This is a genomic window from Chromobacterium sp. FG89, assembly GCF_057808735.1.
The window spans coordinates 45295-59892 of record NZ_JBMDIQ010000003.1 but is presented as its reverse complement, the minus strand read 5'-3'; the positions used below and the strand labels follow the sequence as shown (position 1 = coordinate 59892).

Sequence of the window (14598 nt, the reverse complement as noted above, 5' to 3'; positions counted from 1 at the left end):
GAGCGCGGGCAAAAAAAAGCCGGGCCCTGTCTGAACCCGGCAATGCCCAACGTGGATTGGCAGTTAATCTGGCGACGCCGCCGCAGTTTCGGCGACACGCGATAAGCGGTGGAAAATTCTCCGTTGCAAGCGGATGTCATCCTGTAATATTTATAATCCGTTACTATTTCAGTACGGATAAAGCCTTAGGCTCGGGAATGACGGTTCCGTTTCCGGGAAAGCCAAGGCCGGGCTTGGTTTTGGCTGCGGGCGCCGCGCTGGAAATCGGGGAGCGCGGCAGGGACGGTTCGATCAACGCGGAGCGGCGGCCTTCATGCCATTGACGCATGGCGGCGGCTTGCATGCCGCGGTCCGCCGTTCCAAGCCCAGCCGTGCCCGGCATGCCTAGCATACGATGTTGCGCCTGGCATGACAAAGCAGTTAATTTCATGATAACCATGATAAAAAGGCATGTAAGATGAAGCTGCCACCGCTGAATGCATTACGCGTATTTGTCGTCGCCGCCGAGCATTTGTCCTTCACCCGCGCCGCCGCCGCGCTCAGCCTGACCCAGGGGGCGGTCAGCCGCCACGTGCAAACGCTGGAGGAATACTACGGCGCCACTCTGTTCACCCGGCAGGCGCGCGGCCTGTCGCTGACCGCCGAGGGCGAGGCGCTGATCAAGCCGGCGCGCGAGGCCTTCCAATTGCTGAACGAGGCCAGCGAAGCGCTGCGGCTGCGGCAGAGCGATTTGCGCGTGCGCATGCCGCCCACCCCGGCGATGCGCTGGGTGTTGCCCAATCTGCCGGACTTCCAGACCCGCTATCCGGAATACACGCTGCACCTGGTGACTCAGCTGATTCACGACAAGCCGTTCAACCGCGCGGAGTACGATCTGGCGGTGGTGGGCATGGCGCGCGCCGAAGTGGCGCCGGATCTGCGCACCGAATGCATCTGCCGCGAAAAACTGATACCGGTCTGCTCCCCGGCCCTGCTCAACGGCAAGCACCCGCTGAACACCCCGGACGATTTGCGCCATCACACCCTGTTGCACCCCTGGCGCGATCAGGACACCTGGAAGCGCTGGCTGAAACTGGCCGGCGTCAACGGCGTGAATTCGGAAAGCGGCGTCACCTTCGACGCCTCCGAATACGCGCTGCACGCCGCCGTCGCCGGCATGGGCGTGACCCTGGCCCAGGTGTCCATGGTGACCCAGGACCTGGATTCCGGCCGGCTGGTGATGCCTTTCGACACCGTGCTGGAGACCGAGTGGAGCTACTACCTGGTTTATCCGCACGAGCTGGCGGAACTGCCCAAGGTCAAAGTGTTCCGGGACTGGCTGGTGGCCATTCTGGCCAAGAGCGAGGCCAGCAGCTGGCTGGCCCGGCGCGGTTACTGAAGCGCGCGGCGGCGCGGACGCGCCGCCGCCTAAGAACCCGTTCTAAGTTTGCGGCGCTTTGGCCGGATAGTTTAGACAAGGGCGTTAAGAACGCTTTCAGAATGCACAGGTACCCGCTGTACATTCCGCTTCTTCAATCGTTTTCGCCTTGCCCCGCTCTTGCTCGCGCGCCTTAAACAGGCTCTAAGAGCCCCTGCTTTGTAAATCTTTGTGTCCGCTACTGGATTCCTGGTCCTTCTCGGCGCAAAATAGTTGACTAGTCAATTATTGATGGATCAACAAAAATGAACACCTTAGCCGCAACCGCTGGAGCGGCCGGCGCGCTGGATTTCCGCCAGAAAGTGCTGGCCATGCTCGGCCTGTGCTTCGTGCTGCTGATGGTGGCGCTGGACCAGACCGTGGTCGGCACCGCCATGCCCACCGTGGTGGCGGAGCTGCACGGTTTCGACCTGTACGCCTGGGTCGGCACCGCCTACCTGCTCACCTCGGTCATCACCGTGCCCATCTTCGGCAAGCTGGGCGACGATCACGGCCGCAAGCCCTTCGTGCTGACCGCCATCATCCTGTTCACCGTCGCCTCCATGCTGTGCGGCCTGGCCCAGGACATGCTGGAACTGGTGCTGGCGCGCGCGCTGCAAGGCGTGGGCGGCGGCATGCTGGTGGCCACCACCTTCGCCTGCGTGCCGGACATGTTTCCGGAAACCGCGCAGCGTCTGCGCTGGCAAGTGATGCTGACCGCGGCCTTCGGCCTGGCCAACGCGGTGGGCCCGACCCTGGGCGGCTTTCTCACCGAATACCTGGGCTGGCGCTGGGTCTTCTTCGTCAATCTGCCGGTGGGTCTGGCCAGCCTGTGGTTCGTCTGGCGCTATCTGCCGGCGATGCGCCGCGCCGGCGCCGCGTCCAAGCTGGACTGGCAGGGCGGACTGCTGATCGCCGCGCTGCTGGGTTCGATGCAATTGCTGGTGGAATGGCTGCCGCTGCACAAGCCGCTGTGGCTGATGGCCGGCCTGGGCCTGAGCGGCCTGGCCGCGCTGGCCGGCCTGCTGTGGTGGGAGCGGCGCTGCCCCAACCCGCTGCTGCCCTTGGACATGCTGAGCCACCGCAGCCTGGTGCCCTTGTTCGGCTTGTCGCTGTTGCTGGGCGGCGGCATGTTCGCGGTGATGTACTACGCGCCGCTGATGTTCCAGGGCGGCTTCGGCCTGTCGCCCAACCAGGCCGGCCTGCTGGTGACGCCGCTGGTGGTGTGCATCACCCTGGGCAGCATCCTGAACGGCCGCATCGTCACCCGGCTGCGCCGCCCCACCTTGCTGCTGGGCCTGGGCTTGCTGCTGTTCGCCTTCACCGCCGGCGCGCTGGCCTGGGTGGACGCCGGCACTGCGCACTGGCTGGTGGCCGCGCTGATGGCGGTGGGCGGCTTGGGCCTGGGCCTGTTGCTGCCCAATCTGACCATCTTCGTGCAGCAGAGCGCGCCGCGAGAGCAACTGGGCGTGGCCACCGCCATGATCCAGTCCACGCGGATGATAGGCGGCATGTTGGGCACCGCGCTGGTGGGCGTCTTCGTCACCCACCGCTACGTCGCCGGCGTCAACGCCCTGCCGGCCGCGCCGCAGTGGCAGGCCTGGCTGCGCGATCCGCAAATCCTGCTCAGCCCGGACACCGCCGCCCGTTTCGAACAACTGACGACGGCGGCCCGGATCAACGGCTGCGCCTTGCTGGACGCCTCGCGGCTGGCGCTGGTGGACGCCATTCACCTCAGCCAGTGGCTGGTGGCGGCGCTGGCGGTGCTTGGCTTATTGCTTGTGCGGCGAGTCCCGCATGTAGAATTGCGCGATGTCAAAACCAAGACGGCGGTAATCCATGACTGAACGCGCTCCCAATCTGCTGCAGCAAATCGGCCGCACCGGCCGCGCCATGTATGCGGCGTTTGAACAGCAGGTGGGCTATCCCTTGCCGCGCTGGCGCATACTCGCCGCGCTGACCGATCTGGAGCAGGCGACGCAGAAACAGCTGGCCACCCGGCTGATGATGGATCCGGGCGCGCTGACGCGGCAGTTGAAGGGCATGGAGGAGGAGGCACTGGTGCGGCGCATCACCGATCCGGCCGACAACCGCCAGACCCTGGTGACGCTGGCGCCGGCCGGACAGGCGCTGATAGAGGAGGTGCAGCCCAAGCGCGAGGCGTTTTTCCGGCATGCGCTGGCGGATATTCCCGCCGAGCAGATGGAAACCGCGCTGGAGGTGATGCACCGGCTGGAGCAGCGCTTCCGCGGCCAGGATTAGAGCCGGCGCCGCCGGCCGGCGGCGCTCATTCCTGCGGCTGCCACTGATAGGTTTTCAACACCGCCTTGATGCGGCCGCTTTTCTGCAGACGGTCTATCGCCTGGTTCAACTGCGCCACCTTGATGTCGGAATGCGGCGCCACCGCGCACATGGTGGGCATGAAGGTGACCACCAGCGGGTGCAGCTTGAACTGCGCCGCGTCCTGCGGCCAGTTGCGCGCCCAGGCGGCGAACTCCAGTTCCGACACGATGGCGGCGTCGCTCAGCCGCTTTTGCACCGATTTGATCAGCAGCTCCATCCGCGCCTCTTCGTTGTGAGAGGCCGGGTTGCCGCGCCAGAAGCGCTCCAGCGTCGGGTAGTTGTAGCCGCGTATGGTGACGATGCGCTTGCCGGCGAGGTCGTTCACCTGGCGCACCTCGGTGGCTTGCTTGAGCGTCAGCGGACGCTCCAGCTGCGGATAGATCTCATGGGTCCAGCCCAGCCGCGCGGCGTTGCCGAACCAGTCCGGATTGGCGTTGCAGACGATGTCCACCCGGCCCGATTCGATGGAGGCCTCCACCCGCTTGCGGGCGATCAGAATGAATTCCGGACGCAGGCTCATCTCGGCCGCCAGCATCTCGCCGATATCCTTGGACAGGCCGCCGCGCAGGTGCTCGCCGTCCGGCGACAGCATCACCACCGGCGCCGCGTCGGTATCCGCCACGCCTATCCGTAAACTGCCCGCCGCCCACGCCTCCCCGCACCATGCCGCCGCCAGCCCCGCGAGCAGCCACAGCTTATTCGTAATGGCCATATGGATGTTCTCTCTTTATTCTTAAGCAAGCGTCCGGACAGTTGATTGCGAGTGTTAAGATGAGCTTTTGAGTCCGTTGCGCTTGTTATCGTTGTAGACAAAAAAAGTTCAGCCGCCATGACAAAAACATCCTCGCATCCCCTCCGGCAACACCTATCCCAACGCATTCTGATCCTGGACGGCGGCATGGGCACCATGATCCAGCGCCATCAGTTGGAGGAGGCCGATTATCGGGGCGAGCGCTTTGCCGACTGGCCCAGCGACGTCAAGGGCAACAACGATTTGCTGGCGCTGACGCGGCCGGACGTGATCGGCGGCATTCACCAGGCCTATCTGGACGCCGGCGCGGACATCATCGAAACCAACACCTTCAACGCCACCTCCATCGCCATGGCGGATTACGCGATGGAAAGCCTGGTGTGGGAAATCAATCATGCCGCGGCCAGGCTGGTCAAGGAACTGTGCGAAAAGGCCAGCGCCGCCAATCCGGCCAAGCCGCGCTATTGCGCCGGCGTGCTCGGTCCCACCAACCGCACCTGTAGCATCAGTCCGGACGTCAACGACCCGGGCTACCGCAACGTCAGCTTCGACGAACTGGTGACGTCCTACACCGAGGCGATAGACGGCCTGGTGCAAGGCGGCGCGGACCTGCTGCTGGTGGAAACCATCTTCGACACCCTGAACGCCAAGGCGGCGGTGTTCGCCATCCACAAATACTTCGACGAGCGGCCGGACACGCCGCGGCTGCCCATCATGATCTCGGGCACCATCACCGACCAATCCGGCCGCACCCTGACCGGTCAGACCACCGAGGCCTTCTACAACTCGCTGTCCCACGCCGACGCAGTCAGCTACGGTCTCAACTGCGCGCTGGGCCCGGACCTGCTGCGGCCCTATGTCGAGGAGATGGCGCGGGTGTCCGCCGGCTATGTGTCGGTGCACGCCAACGCCGGCCTGCCCAACGCCTTCGGCGGCTACGACCTGGAGCCGGAGGCGATGGGCGTGTACGTCCGAGAATGGGCGGAGTCCGGCCTGATCAATATCGTGGGCGGCTGTTGCGGCACCACGCCGGAACACATCGCCGCCATCGCCCGCGCGGTGGACGGCGTCGCGCCGCGTCCGCTGCCGGCGATAGAGGCCAAGTGCCGGTTGTCCGGCCTGGAGCCGTTCAACATCGGCGACGGGGATCTGTTCGTCAACGTCGGCGAGCGCACCAACGTCACCGGCAGCCGCGTCTTCGCCAAGCTCATCCTCAACGGCGACTACGCCACCGCGCTGGACGTGGCGCGCCAGCAAGTGGAGAACGGCGCCCAGGTCATCGACATCAATATGGACGAGGGCATGCTGGACGCCCACGCCGCCATGGTGCGCTTCCTCAACTTGATCGCGTCGGAGCCGGACATCGCCCGCGTGCCCATCATGATCGACTCCTCCAAGTGGGACGTGATCGAGGCCGGCCTCAAGTGCATACAGGGCAAGGGCATCGTCAACTCGATCTCCATGAAGGAAGGCCGGGACAAGTTTGTCGAACAGGCGCGCTTGATCCGCCGCTACGGCGCCGCGGTGATCGTCATGGCCTTCGACGAAGCCGGCCAGGCCGACACCTACGCCCGCAAGATAGAAATCTGCGAGAACAGCTACCGCATCCTGGTGGACGAAGTGGGCTTCCCGCCGGAAGACATCATCTTCGACCCCAATATCTTCGCCGTGGCCACCGGCATCGAGGAGCACGCGCGCTACGGCCTGGACTTCATCGAAGCCACCGGCTGGATCAAGCAACAGCTGCCGCACGCCAAGATTTCCGGCGGCGTGTCCAACGTCTCCTTCTCCTTCCGCGGCAACAACAAGGTGCGCGAGGCCATCCACGCAGTCTTCCTCTACCACGCCATCCAGCGCGGCATGACCATGGGCATCGTCAACGCCGGCGCGCTGGAAGTCTACGACGAGGTGGACCCGGAGCTGCGCGAACGGATCGAGGACGTGGTGCTGATGCGCGCGCCCAAGGACGGCGGCGACGCCACCGAACACCTGATCGCGCTGGCGGAAAAATACAAGGGCGAAGCCGCCGGCGAGAAAAAGGGCGAAGACCTGGCCTGGCGCGCGCTGCCGGTGGAAAAACGGCTGGAGCACGCGCTGGTCAAGGGCATCACCACCTTCATCGTCGAAGACACCGAGGAAGTGCGGCAGAAAGCCGCGCGCCCCATTCATGTGATCGAAGGTCCGCTGATGGACGGCATGAACGTGGTGGGCGATCTGTTTGGCGCCGGCAAGATGTTCCTGCCGCAGGTGGTCAAATCCGCGCGGGTGATGAAGGCCGCCGTCGCCCACCTGGAGCCCTTCATCGAAGAGGAAAAGATCCGTCTGGGCCTGGCCGACGCGCCGGCCAAGGGCGTGATCATCATGGCCACGGTCAAGGGCGACGTCCACGACATCGGCAAGAATATCGTCGGCGTGGTGCTGCGCTGCAATAACTACCAGGTGATCGATCTGGGCGTGATGGTGCCTTGCCAGAAAATCCTGGACGCCGCCATCGAACACAAGGCCGACATCATCGGCCTGTCCGGCCTGATCACCCCCAGCCTGGAAGAAATGAGCCATGTGGCCAAGGAAATGCAGCGCCAGGGCTTCAGCGTCCCGCTGCTGATCGGCGGCGCGACCACATCCAAGGTCCACACCGCGGTCAAGATCGCCCCGCACTACCAGCACCCGGTGATCTACGTGCCGGACGCCAGCCGCGCCGTCGGCGTGTGCTCCAACCTGCTGTCCGACACCCTGCGCGACGGCTTCGTCGCGGAAAACCAGGCCGAGCAGGACCGCGCGCGCGAAGGCCACGCCAATAAGGCGAGCCGCAAGGTGGTGAGCCTGGAACAGGCGCGCGCCAACAAGGAGGCGATAGACTGGGCCGCCTACCAGCCGCCCACGCCGCAATGGCTGGGCGTGCGCCGTTTCGAGCGCTATCCGCTGGCCGAGATCGCCGCCTACATCGACTGGACGCCGTTCTTCCAGAGCTGGGAGCTGGCCGGCCGCTTCCCGCGCATCCTGAACGACGAGATCGTCGGTGAATCCGCGCGCGCCTTGTACGAGGACGCGCAAGTGATGCTCAAGCAGATCATTGCCGAGAACTGGCTGGGGGCTAACGCGGTGATCGGCCTGTTCCCGGCCGCCAGCGTCAACCACGACGATATTGAAATCCGAGATCCGGACAAGCGCGCCAGCCTGATGAGCTGGGTGGGCCTGCGCCAGCAACTGCCCAAGATGGACGGTAAGGCCAACTGGGCGCTGGCCGACTACATCGCGCCGCGGGACAGCGGCGTGCAGGATTATATCGGCGCCTTCGCCGTTACCGCCGGCATCGGCATCGAGCCGCACGTCAAACGCTTCGAGGACGCCGGCGACGACTACTCCTCCATCCTGCTCAAGGCGCTGGCGGACCGGCTGGCCGAAGCCTTCGCCGAACTGATGCACGCTCGCGTGCGCCGCGAGTTCTGGGGCTATGCCGCCGCCGAGCAGCTGGACAACGAAGCGCTGATCGACGAAAAGTACCAAGGCATCCGCCCCGCGCCCGGCTACCCGGCCTGCCCGGACCACACCGTCAAGACCGCGCTGTTCGAGCTCTTGGACGCGCCGGCCATCGGCATGACGCTGACCGAAGGCTATGCGATGCTGCCCACCGCCGCCGTGTCCGGCTTCTACCTCAGCCATCCGGCCTCGCGCTATTTCGGCGTGGGCAAGATCGAGCGCGACCAAGTGGCCAGCTACGCCCAACGCCGCGGCGTCAGCGTGGAACAGGCGGAACGCGACCTCGCCCCCAATCTGGGCTATGACGCCTGAGGCGGGCAAGCCCTGGCCCAGGCTGCTGCTGGGCAGCCTGATCTTCGGCGTCGGCGCCTGGCTGCTGTTCAGCTTCCGCGACCGCTACGTGGTGCTGTTGCTGGCCGGCGCGCTGCTGGCCTGGCAAGCGTTGCCGGCCGGCTTTAAAACCCGCGCGCTGCTGTTGAGCGCGGCCGCCTGTCTGCTGGACTTCGCCGTCTCCGGGCTGGGTCTGTACCGCCTCGTCGGCGTCGGCGGCCTGCCCTTGTGGCGAGTCGTCTTGTGGCTGAGCTTCAGCTGCTGGTGGTTGCGGTTGCTGGCGGTCTGGCGGCCGTCGCCGCGTCTGCTGGCGCTGGTCGGCGCGCTGGCGGGGCCGCTGCTCTGCTGGTGCGGCTTGCAACTGCGCGCCCTGCAAGCCGGCGCGCCGCTGTGGCTGACGTTGCTGGCCTTGGCGCCGTTATGGGCGGCCTTGCTGGCCTGGACGCCGCGTTTGCTGCCGATGGACCAAGGATCGGCGGCGCAGGCGTGATTGTGGATAAGAAGGCGGTTCTTGCCGATCTGTGGATAAGCTGACGCGTTGTCGCGTTCATGCCTTGAGCGCATTTGGCGTCCCCCTGAATAAAAACCGCATCGTTTACGATGCGGTTTTTATTTGTTTAATCCGAAAAATCATAATTCAATCCAAAGTTAATTAAATATGGATTATTAAAACTGTTGGAAAAGCGGTGAAAATTAACAAAGCGGCTATTTCAGTTTCAGCACAATCGTATCGCGGCGCGCCACAGGCGGATTAGCCGCGTGCGCAGTAAGAAGTTTTAATAAAAACTTATGACTTTGTTATTTTAACGGCGGCCGGGCATGGAAAATTCACACATGAAAATCATTTCGAAAATCACATAATCATTGCAACCGGACGGCAGGCTCGCAACGAGGAATTGGCAGATTCCGAGCGAATCAAGGCGGCCTCGTCCGGTATTTTTGGATGATGAAAACCGCAATAACGATTTTGAAAAGGATATTCCGTGAATAAACTCATTGTCGCCGCATGCCTGTTGGCCAGCGCGCAATTGACCGCCGCCGCGCCGTTCTCTCCCACCGAAACCCATTACGTCAAATTGGATTTCCGCGGCTCGTCCGGCGGCAATATCTGCGGCGGCTCGCTGGTGGGGCCGGACCTGGTGCTGACCGCCTCGCACTGCATTCTGGACAACTGGAACAGCGTGACCGCTCATTACGGCCGTCACTTCGCCCAGCGCGTGGAAACCGCGCGCAACAACGCCAAGCCCAATTGGATCAAGTTCGACCACAACGGCGTAGCGGTGGACCTGGCCCTGCTGAAACTATCCCGCCCCATCGCCGGCCTTGACGGCGCCAGAACGGTGCCGGTGGTGGCGCAGGAGGACTGCAACGGCGCGATAGGCGCGATGCAAGCCAATCTGCGCATGGCGGAGACCGGCGGCCAGCTGGCGGCCAGTCTGATGGACGTCCGCGTCGCCAATATCCAGCGGCTGGGGCCGTCGCCCTTGGCCAACGGCGTGTCCCTGCTGGCCAACGGCACGGTGGGCCGCGGCGGGGACTCCGGCAGCCCGTTGTTGTCGCCCAAGGGCGTGCAAGTGGGCGTATACAACGGCAACGCCGGCAATGTCTCCGCCTACGCCGCATTGTGCAAATACGCGGGCAGCATCAAGGCCTGGTCCGATGTGCTGAGCCCGTCCGGCAGCCAGACCCCGCCGCCCGGCGACTGGGTGTGGCCGGACGCCGCGCGACGCTGAAACCGCGCGTCCAATACGAAAGCAGCCCTTGGGCTGCTTTTTTTTAGTTTCAGTCATTGCGCCTCTGCTCTTCGTGTCCGTTCACGGTTTCGCGAGGCAAGGTGGAAGCGGCTGAGAAAGCGGAGTGTAAAGTGGTAGCTTTTGCATTTCGACAACAGTTTCAACGCTCTTGTCTAACTACCCCGCCAACACGCAGCGGATCGCAAACAGGTTCTAATGGCCGGGCAGGCATTGAACAATTTGGGGAGGTCTGCGGCCGCTGGTCCGCACGTCTTGGCGCTGCGCATCGTCCAGTTAGCGAGATGTCTGCATTGACATGCGGCATGCCAAAAGCCTAATAGCGACCTTGGATTGCTTGTTTTCGACATTTTCCTTGTGCGGAGAAGTCTACAAACGCATAATCGCTCGTCCTAAAAATGATTGTTTGTTGTAAGAATGAACCGGCATTTCCAGTTTCCCCTCCTTGTTGCGGCCTGCCTGGCGGTAGCCGCGTGTTCCGGCGGCCCCGCCACTCAGCCGGTGCGTACCGGCGTGTTTGTCGATAGCCCGGTAGCCGGCTTGGACTACGACAGCGGCAGCCACGTCGGTAAAACCACCGCAACCGGTGAATTCCACTATCTGGATGGCGAAACCGTCGCCTTTAGCATTGGCAAGTTGCAGTTGGGTCGCGGTCTGGGCGCACCCCATCTCAGCCCACTGCAATTGGCCGGCAGGTCGGACGCGGCGGACCCTAAGGTGCTGCGTCAGGTACAACTGCTGTTGACCCTGGACCAGGACGGCAATCCCGACAATGGCATTCAGATCGCGGCGGAGACCGCCGCCCTCTTTAACCACAGCCAAAATCTGGAACAGGTTGGCGATCTGCAAACCTTGCTAGATCAGGCCGGCATTGCCCGCCGCCTGATCAGCGCTGATCGCGCCGCCTATCATTTCCAGCTCAGCCTGGCTGCTTTGCTCACTCAGCCTTCCACTCCTCGCTTCATCCCCTTGGCCGAAGCCGATGGCGTGCCGTTGGATGGGACCACGCAGCGCGCCGGCTGTGTGCAGGACAAGCAGACCGGCCTGATCTGGGAGGTGAAAGCTGAACAAGGCCTGCGCAGCCAGTTCCATAGCTACTACGCCAGCACCGGCGGCATCCTCCCGCGGCCGGCCCAATGCGAATCCGATCAGTCGGATTGCCTGGTCGCCACTTATGTCCAGTCTGTCAGACAGCAGAAGCTTTGCGGTTTCAACGATGAGACGGCGGGTGGAGATCGTGGCTGGAGGCTGCCAACAGAACGAGAGCTGAAGACACTGTTGGATTGGAGCCAGCGGGACAAAGCCCTTGGTTTGCCGGCCTTGGACCGCTACGCATTTCCGGATGCGGCAGCCACCTTCTATTGGACCGACACCAGCTATTCAGAGGAGAGGACGGTGGCGGTTGCCTTCGATGATACTCACCGCAGCCTAGCCAGTATCAGTCTGGGCAAGGACCAAGCGGCAAGGGTGCGTCTGGTGCGAGGTCCCAAGCTGGCCGACGAGCCGCCGCCGCATGGCATGGCCAAGTCCACGCTGGGCTATGCCTCGGTTCGTTCCGAGAATCCCTCCCCCCTCCGCGGCTTGGGCCGTCCGCTCTGATGACTGGCTGCTCGCAATCCCTTTAATGCCGCGTCGCGAAAGACGCGGCATTCAGTCTCTCCTGATCTAGAACCGCAAGCCCACCTTTGTGACCGCGAGTGAGCAAGGCGCGACCCCGGCTTGCCTATCCTCGACATGCTTCTTGTACGAACAACTCTACAAACGCATAATCTGCCGTTTTGAAAATAATTCTCAATTACAAAAATGCACTCGCGCCTTGCACTCTCCCTCATTCTGGCGGGCAGCCTGGCCGTGGCCGCCTGCTCCGGCGGCCCCGCCGCCCAGCCGGTCCGCACCGGCGTCTTTGTCGATAGCCCGGTAGCGGGCCTGGACTACGACAGCGGCAGCCATGCCGGCAAGACCACCGCCAACGGCGAATTCCGCTATCTGGACGGCGAAACCGTCGTCTTCCGCATCGGCCAGCTGGAACTGGGCCGCAGCCTGGGCGCGCCCCAGCTGACTCCGCTGCAACTGGCCGGCAGCCAGAACCCGGCGGATCCCAAAGTGCTGCGCCAAGTGCAGCTGCTGCTGACGCTGGACGAAGACGACAATCCCAACAACGGCATCCAGATCAGCGCCGACACCGCCGCCCGCTTCCGGCGCAGCATGCGCTTGGAACAGGCCGGCGATCTGCAAATCCTGCTGGACAGCGCCGGCATCGCCCGCAGCGTGGTGGCCGCGGACTACGCGGCCAGCCACTTCCGCCTGAGCCTGGCCGCGCTGCGCGAACAGCCGCCCGGCCCGCGCTTCACCGCACTAGCCGAAGCGGACGGCGCACCGCTGACCGACGCCGGCGAACGCGCCGGCTGCGTGAAAGACAAGCAGACCGGCCTGATCTGGGAAGTGAAATCCGTGCAAGGCCTGCGTAGCCAATTCCACAGCTATTACGCCAGCGCCAGCCGCAATCCGGAACGCCCGGCCCAATGCGAACCCGGTCAGGAAGACTGCCTGGCCGTCACCTACACCGAGGCCGTGAGCAAGCAAAAACTATGCGGCTTCGAAGACAGCGAAGAAGACATCGCCGCGGAACGCGGCTGGCGGCTGCCCACCGAGCGCGAACTGAAAACCCTGCTGGACTGGAGCCAGTACGACCGCTCGCGCGGCCTGCCGGCCATGGACCGCCACGTCTTCCCGGACGCCGAAGCCGCCTTCTACTGGACCGCCACCAGCCGCCGCGGCGAAGGTTCGCTGGCGGTGGCCTTCGACGACACCCACCGCACCCTGCCCAGCGTCAGCCTCAGCCTGGGCCAGCCGGCGCGGCTGCGTCTGGTGCGCGGCCCCAAACTGGCCGACGATCCCAATCCGGAACAAAATCAGACAAAGCCGCCAGCCTACATCCCGGTCAGCGCCGACGGCCAACTGGCCGCACCGGCCCAGGCCGCCTGCGTCGACGACAACCAACATCCGGACGGCTGGCGCGACGTCATCCTGTGGCAGATCCGGCCGCGGCCGGCCGGCGCGGCCAGCCTCAACCCGGCGCTGGCCGCATTGCAACAGCAACGGCTGTGCCAGCAGGACAACTGGCGGCTGCCCACGGTGGCCGAGGCCATCCGCTGGCTGCAACTGCAACAGGATCCGGACTATCCCGCCGCCAATGCCGCCGCGCGGGTATGGGCGCGCGACGCCGGCGGCGAACTCTACGGCCTGGACCGCGACGGCGGGAAACAGAGCGCCGCCCGGCTCGCTGCTGAGGCCGAGCAGCCGCTGCTGGTCGCCCTCTCCATCCGTCCGGCCAAACCGCCGCTGCCGGACAGCGACGGCGAGGCGCCGGACGCCGCCCAGCTGGCGCAATGGCGGACCCGTTACAGCCAATACCAGCCCGGCGCGGAGCGCCAGGCGGCTTGGCCCGCGCCCACGCTGGACGCGTCGGCGCAAGCCGGCTTCCGAGATCTGGGCCTGCTGCCCGCGGCGCCGTTTCCGGCCGACAACCCCTATAGCGCCGCAAAAGTGGTGCTGGGCGACAAACTATTCCGTGATCCCCGGCTGTCCCGCAACAACCGCATCGCCTGTATCAGCTGCCACGCGCCGGAACACGGCTGGAGCGATCCGCGTCCGGTGTCCCAAGGCCACATCGGCCAATTGGGCGGCCGCAACGCCATGACCCTGCTCAACACCGCCTACGTCGGCGCGCTGTTCTGGGACGGCCGCGCCGCCAGCCTGGAAGAGCAAGCCACGGGCCCGGTGGTCAACCCGCTGGAAATGCATCAGCCGCTGGGCCAGGCCGTGGCCAAGATCGCCGCCGCGCCGGAATACGCGCCGCTATTCGCCGCCGCCTACGGCGACAGCCGGGTGGATCTGGACCGCATGGCCAAGGCCATCGCCACCTTCGAGCGAACCCTGATCAGCCAGGACAGCGCCTTCGACCGCTTCCTCAAGGGCGAGCGCGCCGCGTTGAACGACCAGGCGCTGTGGGGCCTGCATCTGTTCCGCACCAAGGCGCGCTGCATCAACTGCCACAACAGCCCGCTGCTGTCCGACAACCAGTTCCACAACACCGGTCTCAACTACATCGGCCGCAATAAGGAAGACCTGGGCCGCGGCGGCGTCACCGGCTTGCGCGCCGATCTGGGCAAATTCCGCACCCCCACCCTGCGCGATCTGCTCTACACCGGCGACTACATGCACACCGGCGACATGCCGCTGGATGAAGACGGCGCCGGCGTGATCGAGTTCTACAACAGCGGCGGTAATCTGGTGGAAGCGGTGGGCGTGGAAAAATACACCCTGCCCAAGCCCTCGCCGCTGCTTAAGCCGCTGGGCCTCAGCGCCGCGGAAAAGCAGGCGCTGCACGCCTTCCTGCAAGCGTTGTCCGGCCCGCCGCGGCTGCAGCCGGCGAGCGAAGCCGAGCTGTTCCGGCGCTGAGAACCTGTTTACGATCCGCTGACGCGTTGTCAGCATGGCATTGAATCTCCATGGCCCGGCCTCGCCGCCGGGCCGCGTTCGCGCTG

Annotated in this window: 10 protein-coding genes; 8 read left to right on the top strand and 2 right to left on the bottom strand. The window is 64.6% G+C overall.

Features of this window, described 5'->3' with window-relative positions; all coding sequences use genetic code 11:
- Positions 1–163: 163 nt before the first annotated feature.
- Positions 164–343, bottom strand: coding sequence for a hypothetical protein (locus tag ACODRW_RS03760; RefSeq protein ID WP_488905207.1), 180 nt, complete (start codon positions 341–343; stop codon positions 164–166).
- A 114-nt stretch (positions 344–457) separates the two neighbouring features.
- Between ACODRW_RS03760 and gcvA the strand changes: the two genes are divergently transcribed.
- The 3 genes from gcvA to ACODRW_RS03745 all read left to right on the top strand — a co-directional run bounded on the left by gcvA (position 458) and on the right by ACODRW_RS03745 (position 3658).
- The gene (gene gcvA / locus ACODRW_RS03755; RefSeq protein ID WP_488905206.1) at positions 458–1378 is read left to right on the top strand and encodes a transcriptional regulator GcvA; all 921 of its coding nucleotides are present in this window, start codon (positions 458–460) and stop codon (positions 1376–1378) included.
- A gap of 284 nt (positions 1379–1662) precedes the next feature.
- A complete protein-coding gene (locus tag ACODRW_RS03750; protein ID WP_488905205.1) occupies positions 1663–3243 on the top strand; it encodes an MDR family MFS transporter in 1581 nt (526 codons plus the stop codon).
- Positions 3236–3658: a MarR family winged helix-turn-helix transcriptional regulator gene (locus tag ACODRW_RS03745; RefSeq protein WP_107801381.1), complete on the top strand. Its 423-nt coding sequence runs from the start codon at positions 3236–3238 to the stop codon at positions 3656–3658. Before ACODRW_RS03750 ends, ACODRW_RS03745 begins: the two co-directional genes overlap by 8 nt.
- 25 nt (positions 3659–3683) lie before the next feature.
- Here ACODRW_RS03745 and ACODRW_RS03740 read toward each other — a convergent pair whose 3' ends face one another.
- Positions 3684–4451 carry a substrate-binding periplasmic protein gene (locus ACODRW_RS03740; protein ID WP_488905204.1) on the bottom strand — a complete coding sequence of 256 codons (768 nt, stop codon included), beginning with the start codon at positions 4449–4451 and terminating at the stop codon, positions 3684–3686.
- A 117-nt stretch (positions 4452–4568) separates the two neighbouring features.
- Here ACODRW_RS03740 and metH point away from each other — a divergent pair, with 117 nt between their 5' ends.
- From metH to ACODRW_RS03715, 5 genes are all read left to right on the top strand, one after another.
- Entirely contained in the window at positions 4569–8282 is a 3714-nt protein-coding gene (gene metH / locus ACODRW_RS03735; RefSeq protein WP_488905203.1) for a methionine synthase, read from the top strand.
- Complete coding sequence (locus ACODRW_RS03730; protein WP_488905202.1) at positions 8272–8790, top strand: DUF2878 family protein; 519 nt, start codon at positions 8272–8274, stop codon at positions 8788–8790. The genes metH and ACODRW_RS03730 overlap by 11 nt, the downstream gene beginning before the upstream one ends.
- Before the next feature lie 493 nt (positions 8791–9283).
- Entirely contained in the window at positions 9284–10033 is a 750-nt protein-coding gene (locus tag ACODRW_RS03725; RefSeq protein WP_107801385.1) for a trypsin-like serine protease, read from the top strand.
- 435 nt (positions 10034–10468) lie between these two features.
- Positions 10469–11650, top strand: coding sequence for an Lcl C-terminal domain-containing protein (locus ACODRW_RS03720; RefSeq protein WP_488905201.1), 1182 nt, complete (start codon positions 10469–10471; stop codon positions 11648–11650).
- Between the two features lie 204 nt (positions 11651–11854).
- Positions 11855–14512: a cytochrome c peroxidase gene (locus ACODRW_RS03715; RefSeq protein ID WP_488905200.1), complete on the top strand. Its 2658-nt coding sequence runs from the start codon at positions 11855–11857 to the stop codon at positions 14510–14512.
- Positions 14513–14598: the final 86 nt, after the last annotated feature.

Excerpts from the sequence above, each read along its gene's own strand:
- ACODRW_RS03760 (WP_488905207.1), bottom strand. The coding sequence starts at position 343 with ATGCAAGCCGCCGCCATGCGTCAATGGCATGAAGGCCGCCGCTCCGCG.
- gcvA (WP_488905206.1), top strand. The coding sequence starts at position 458 with ATGAAGCTGCCACCGCTGAATGCATTACGCGTATTTGTCGTCGCCGCC.
- ACODRW_RS03750 (WP_488905205.1), top strand. The coding sequence starts at position 1,663 with ATGAACACCTTAGCCGCAACCGCTGGAGCGGCCGGCGCGCTGGATTTC.
- ACODRW_RS03745 (WP_107801381.1), top strand. The coding sequence starts at position 3,236 with ATGACTGAACGCGCTCCCAATCTGCTGCAGCAAATCGGCCGCACCGGC.
- ACODRW_RS03740 (WP_488905204.1), bottom strand. The coding sequence starts at position 4,451 with ATGGCCATTACGAATAAGCTGTGGCTGCTCGCGGGGCTGGCGGCGGCA.
- metH (WP_488905203.1), top strand. The coding sequence starts at position 4,569 with ATGACAAAAACATCCTCGCATCCCCTCCGGCAACACCTATCCCAACGC.
- ACODRW_RS03730 (WP_488905202.1), top strand. The coding sequence starts at position 8,272 with ATGACGCCTGAGGCGGGCAAGCCCTGGCCCAGGCTGCTGCTGGGCAGC.
- ACODRW_RS03720 (WP_488905201.1), top strand. The coding sequence starts at position 10,469 with ATGAACCGGCATTTCCAGTTTCCCCTCCTTGTTGCGGCCTGCCTGGCG.
- ACODRW_RS03715 (WP_488905200.1), top strand. The coding sequence starts at position 11,855 with ATGCACTCGCGCCTTGCACTCTCCCTCATTCTGGCGGGCAGCCTGGCC.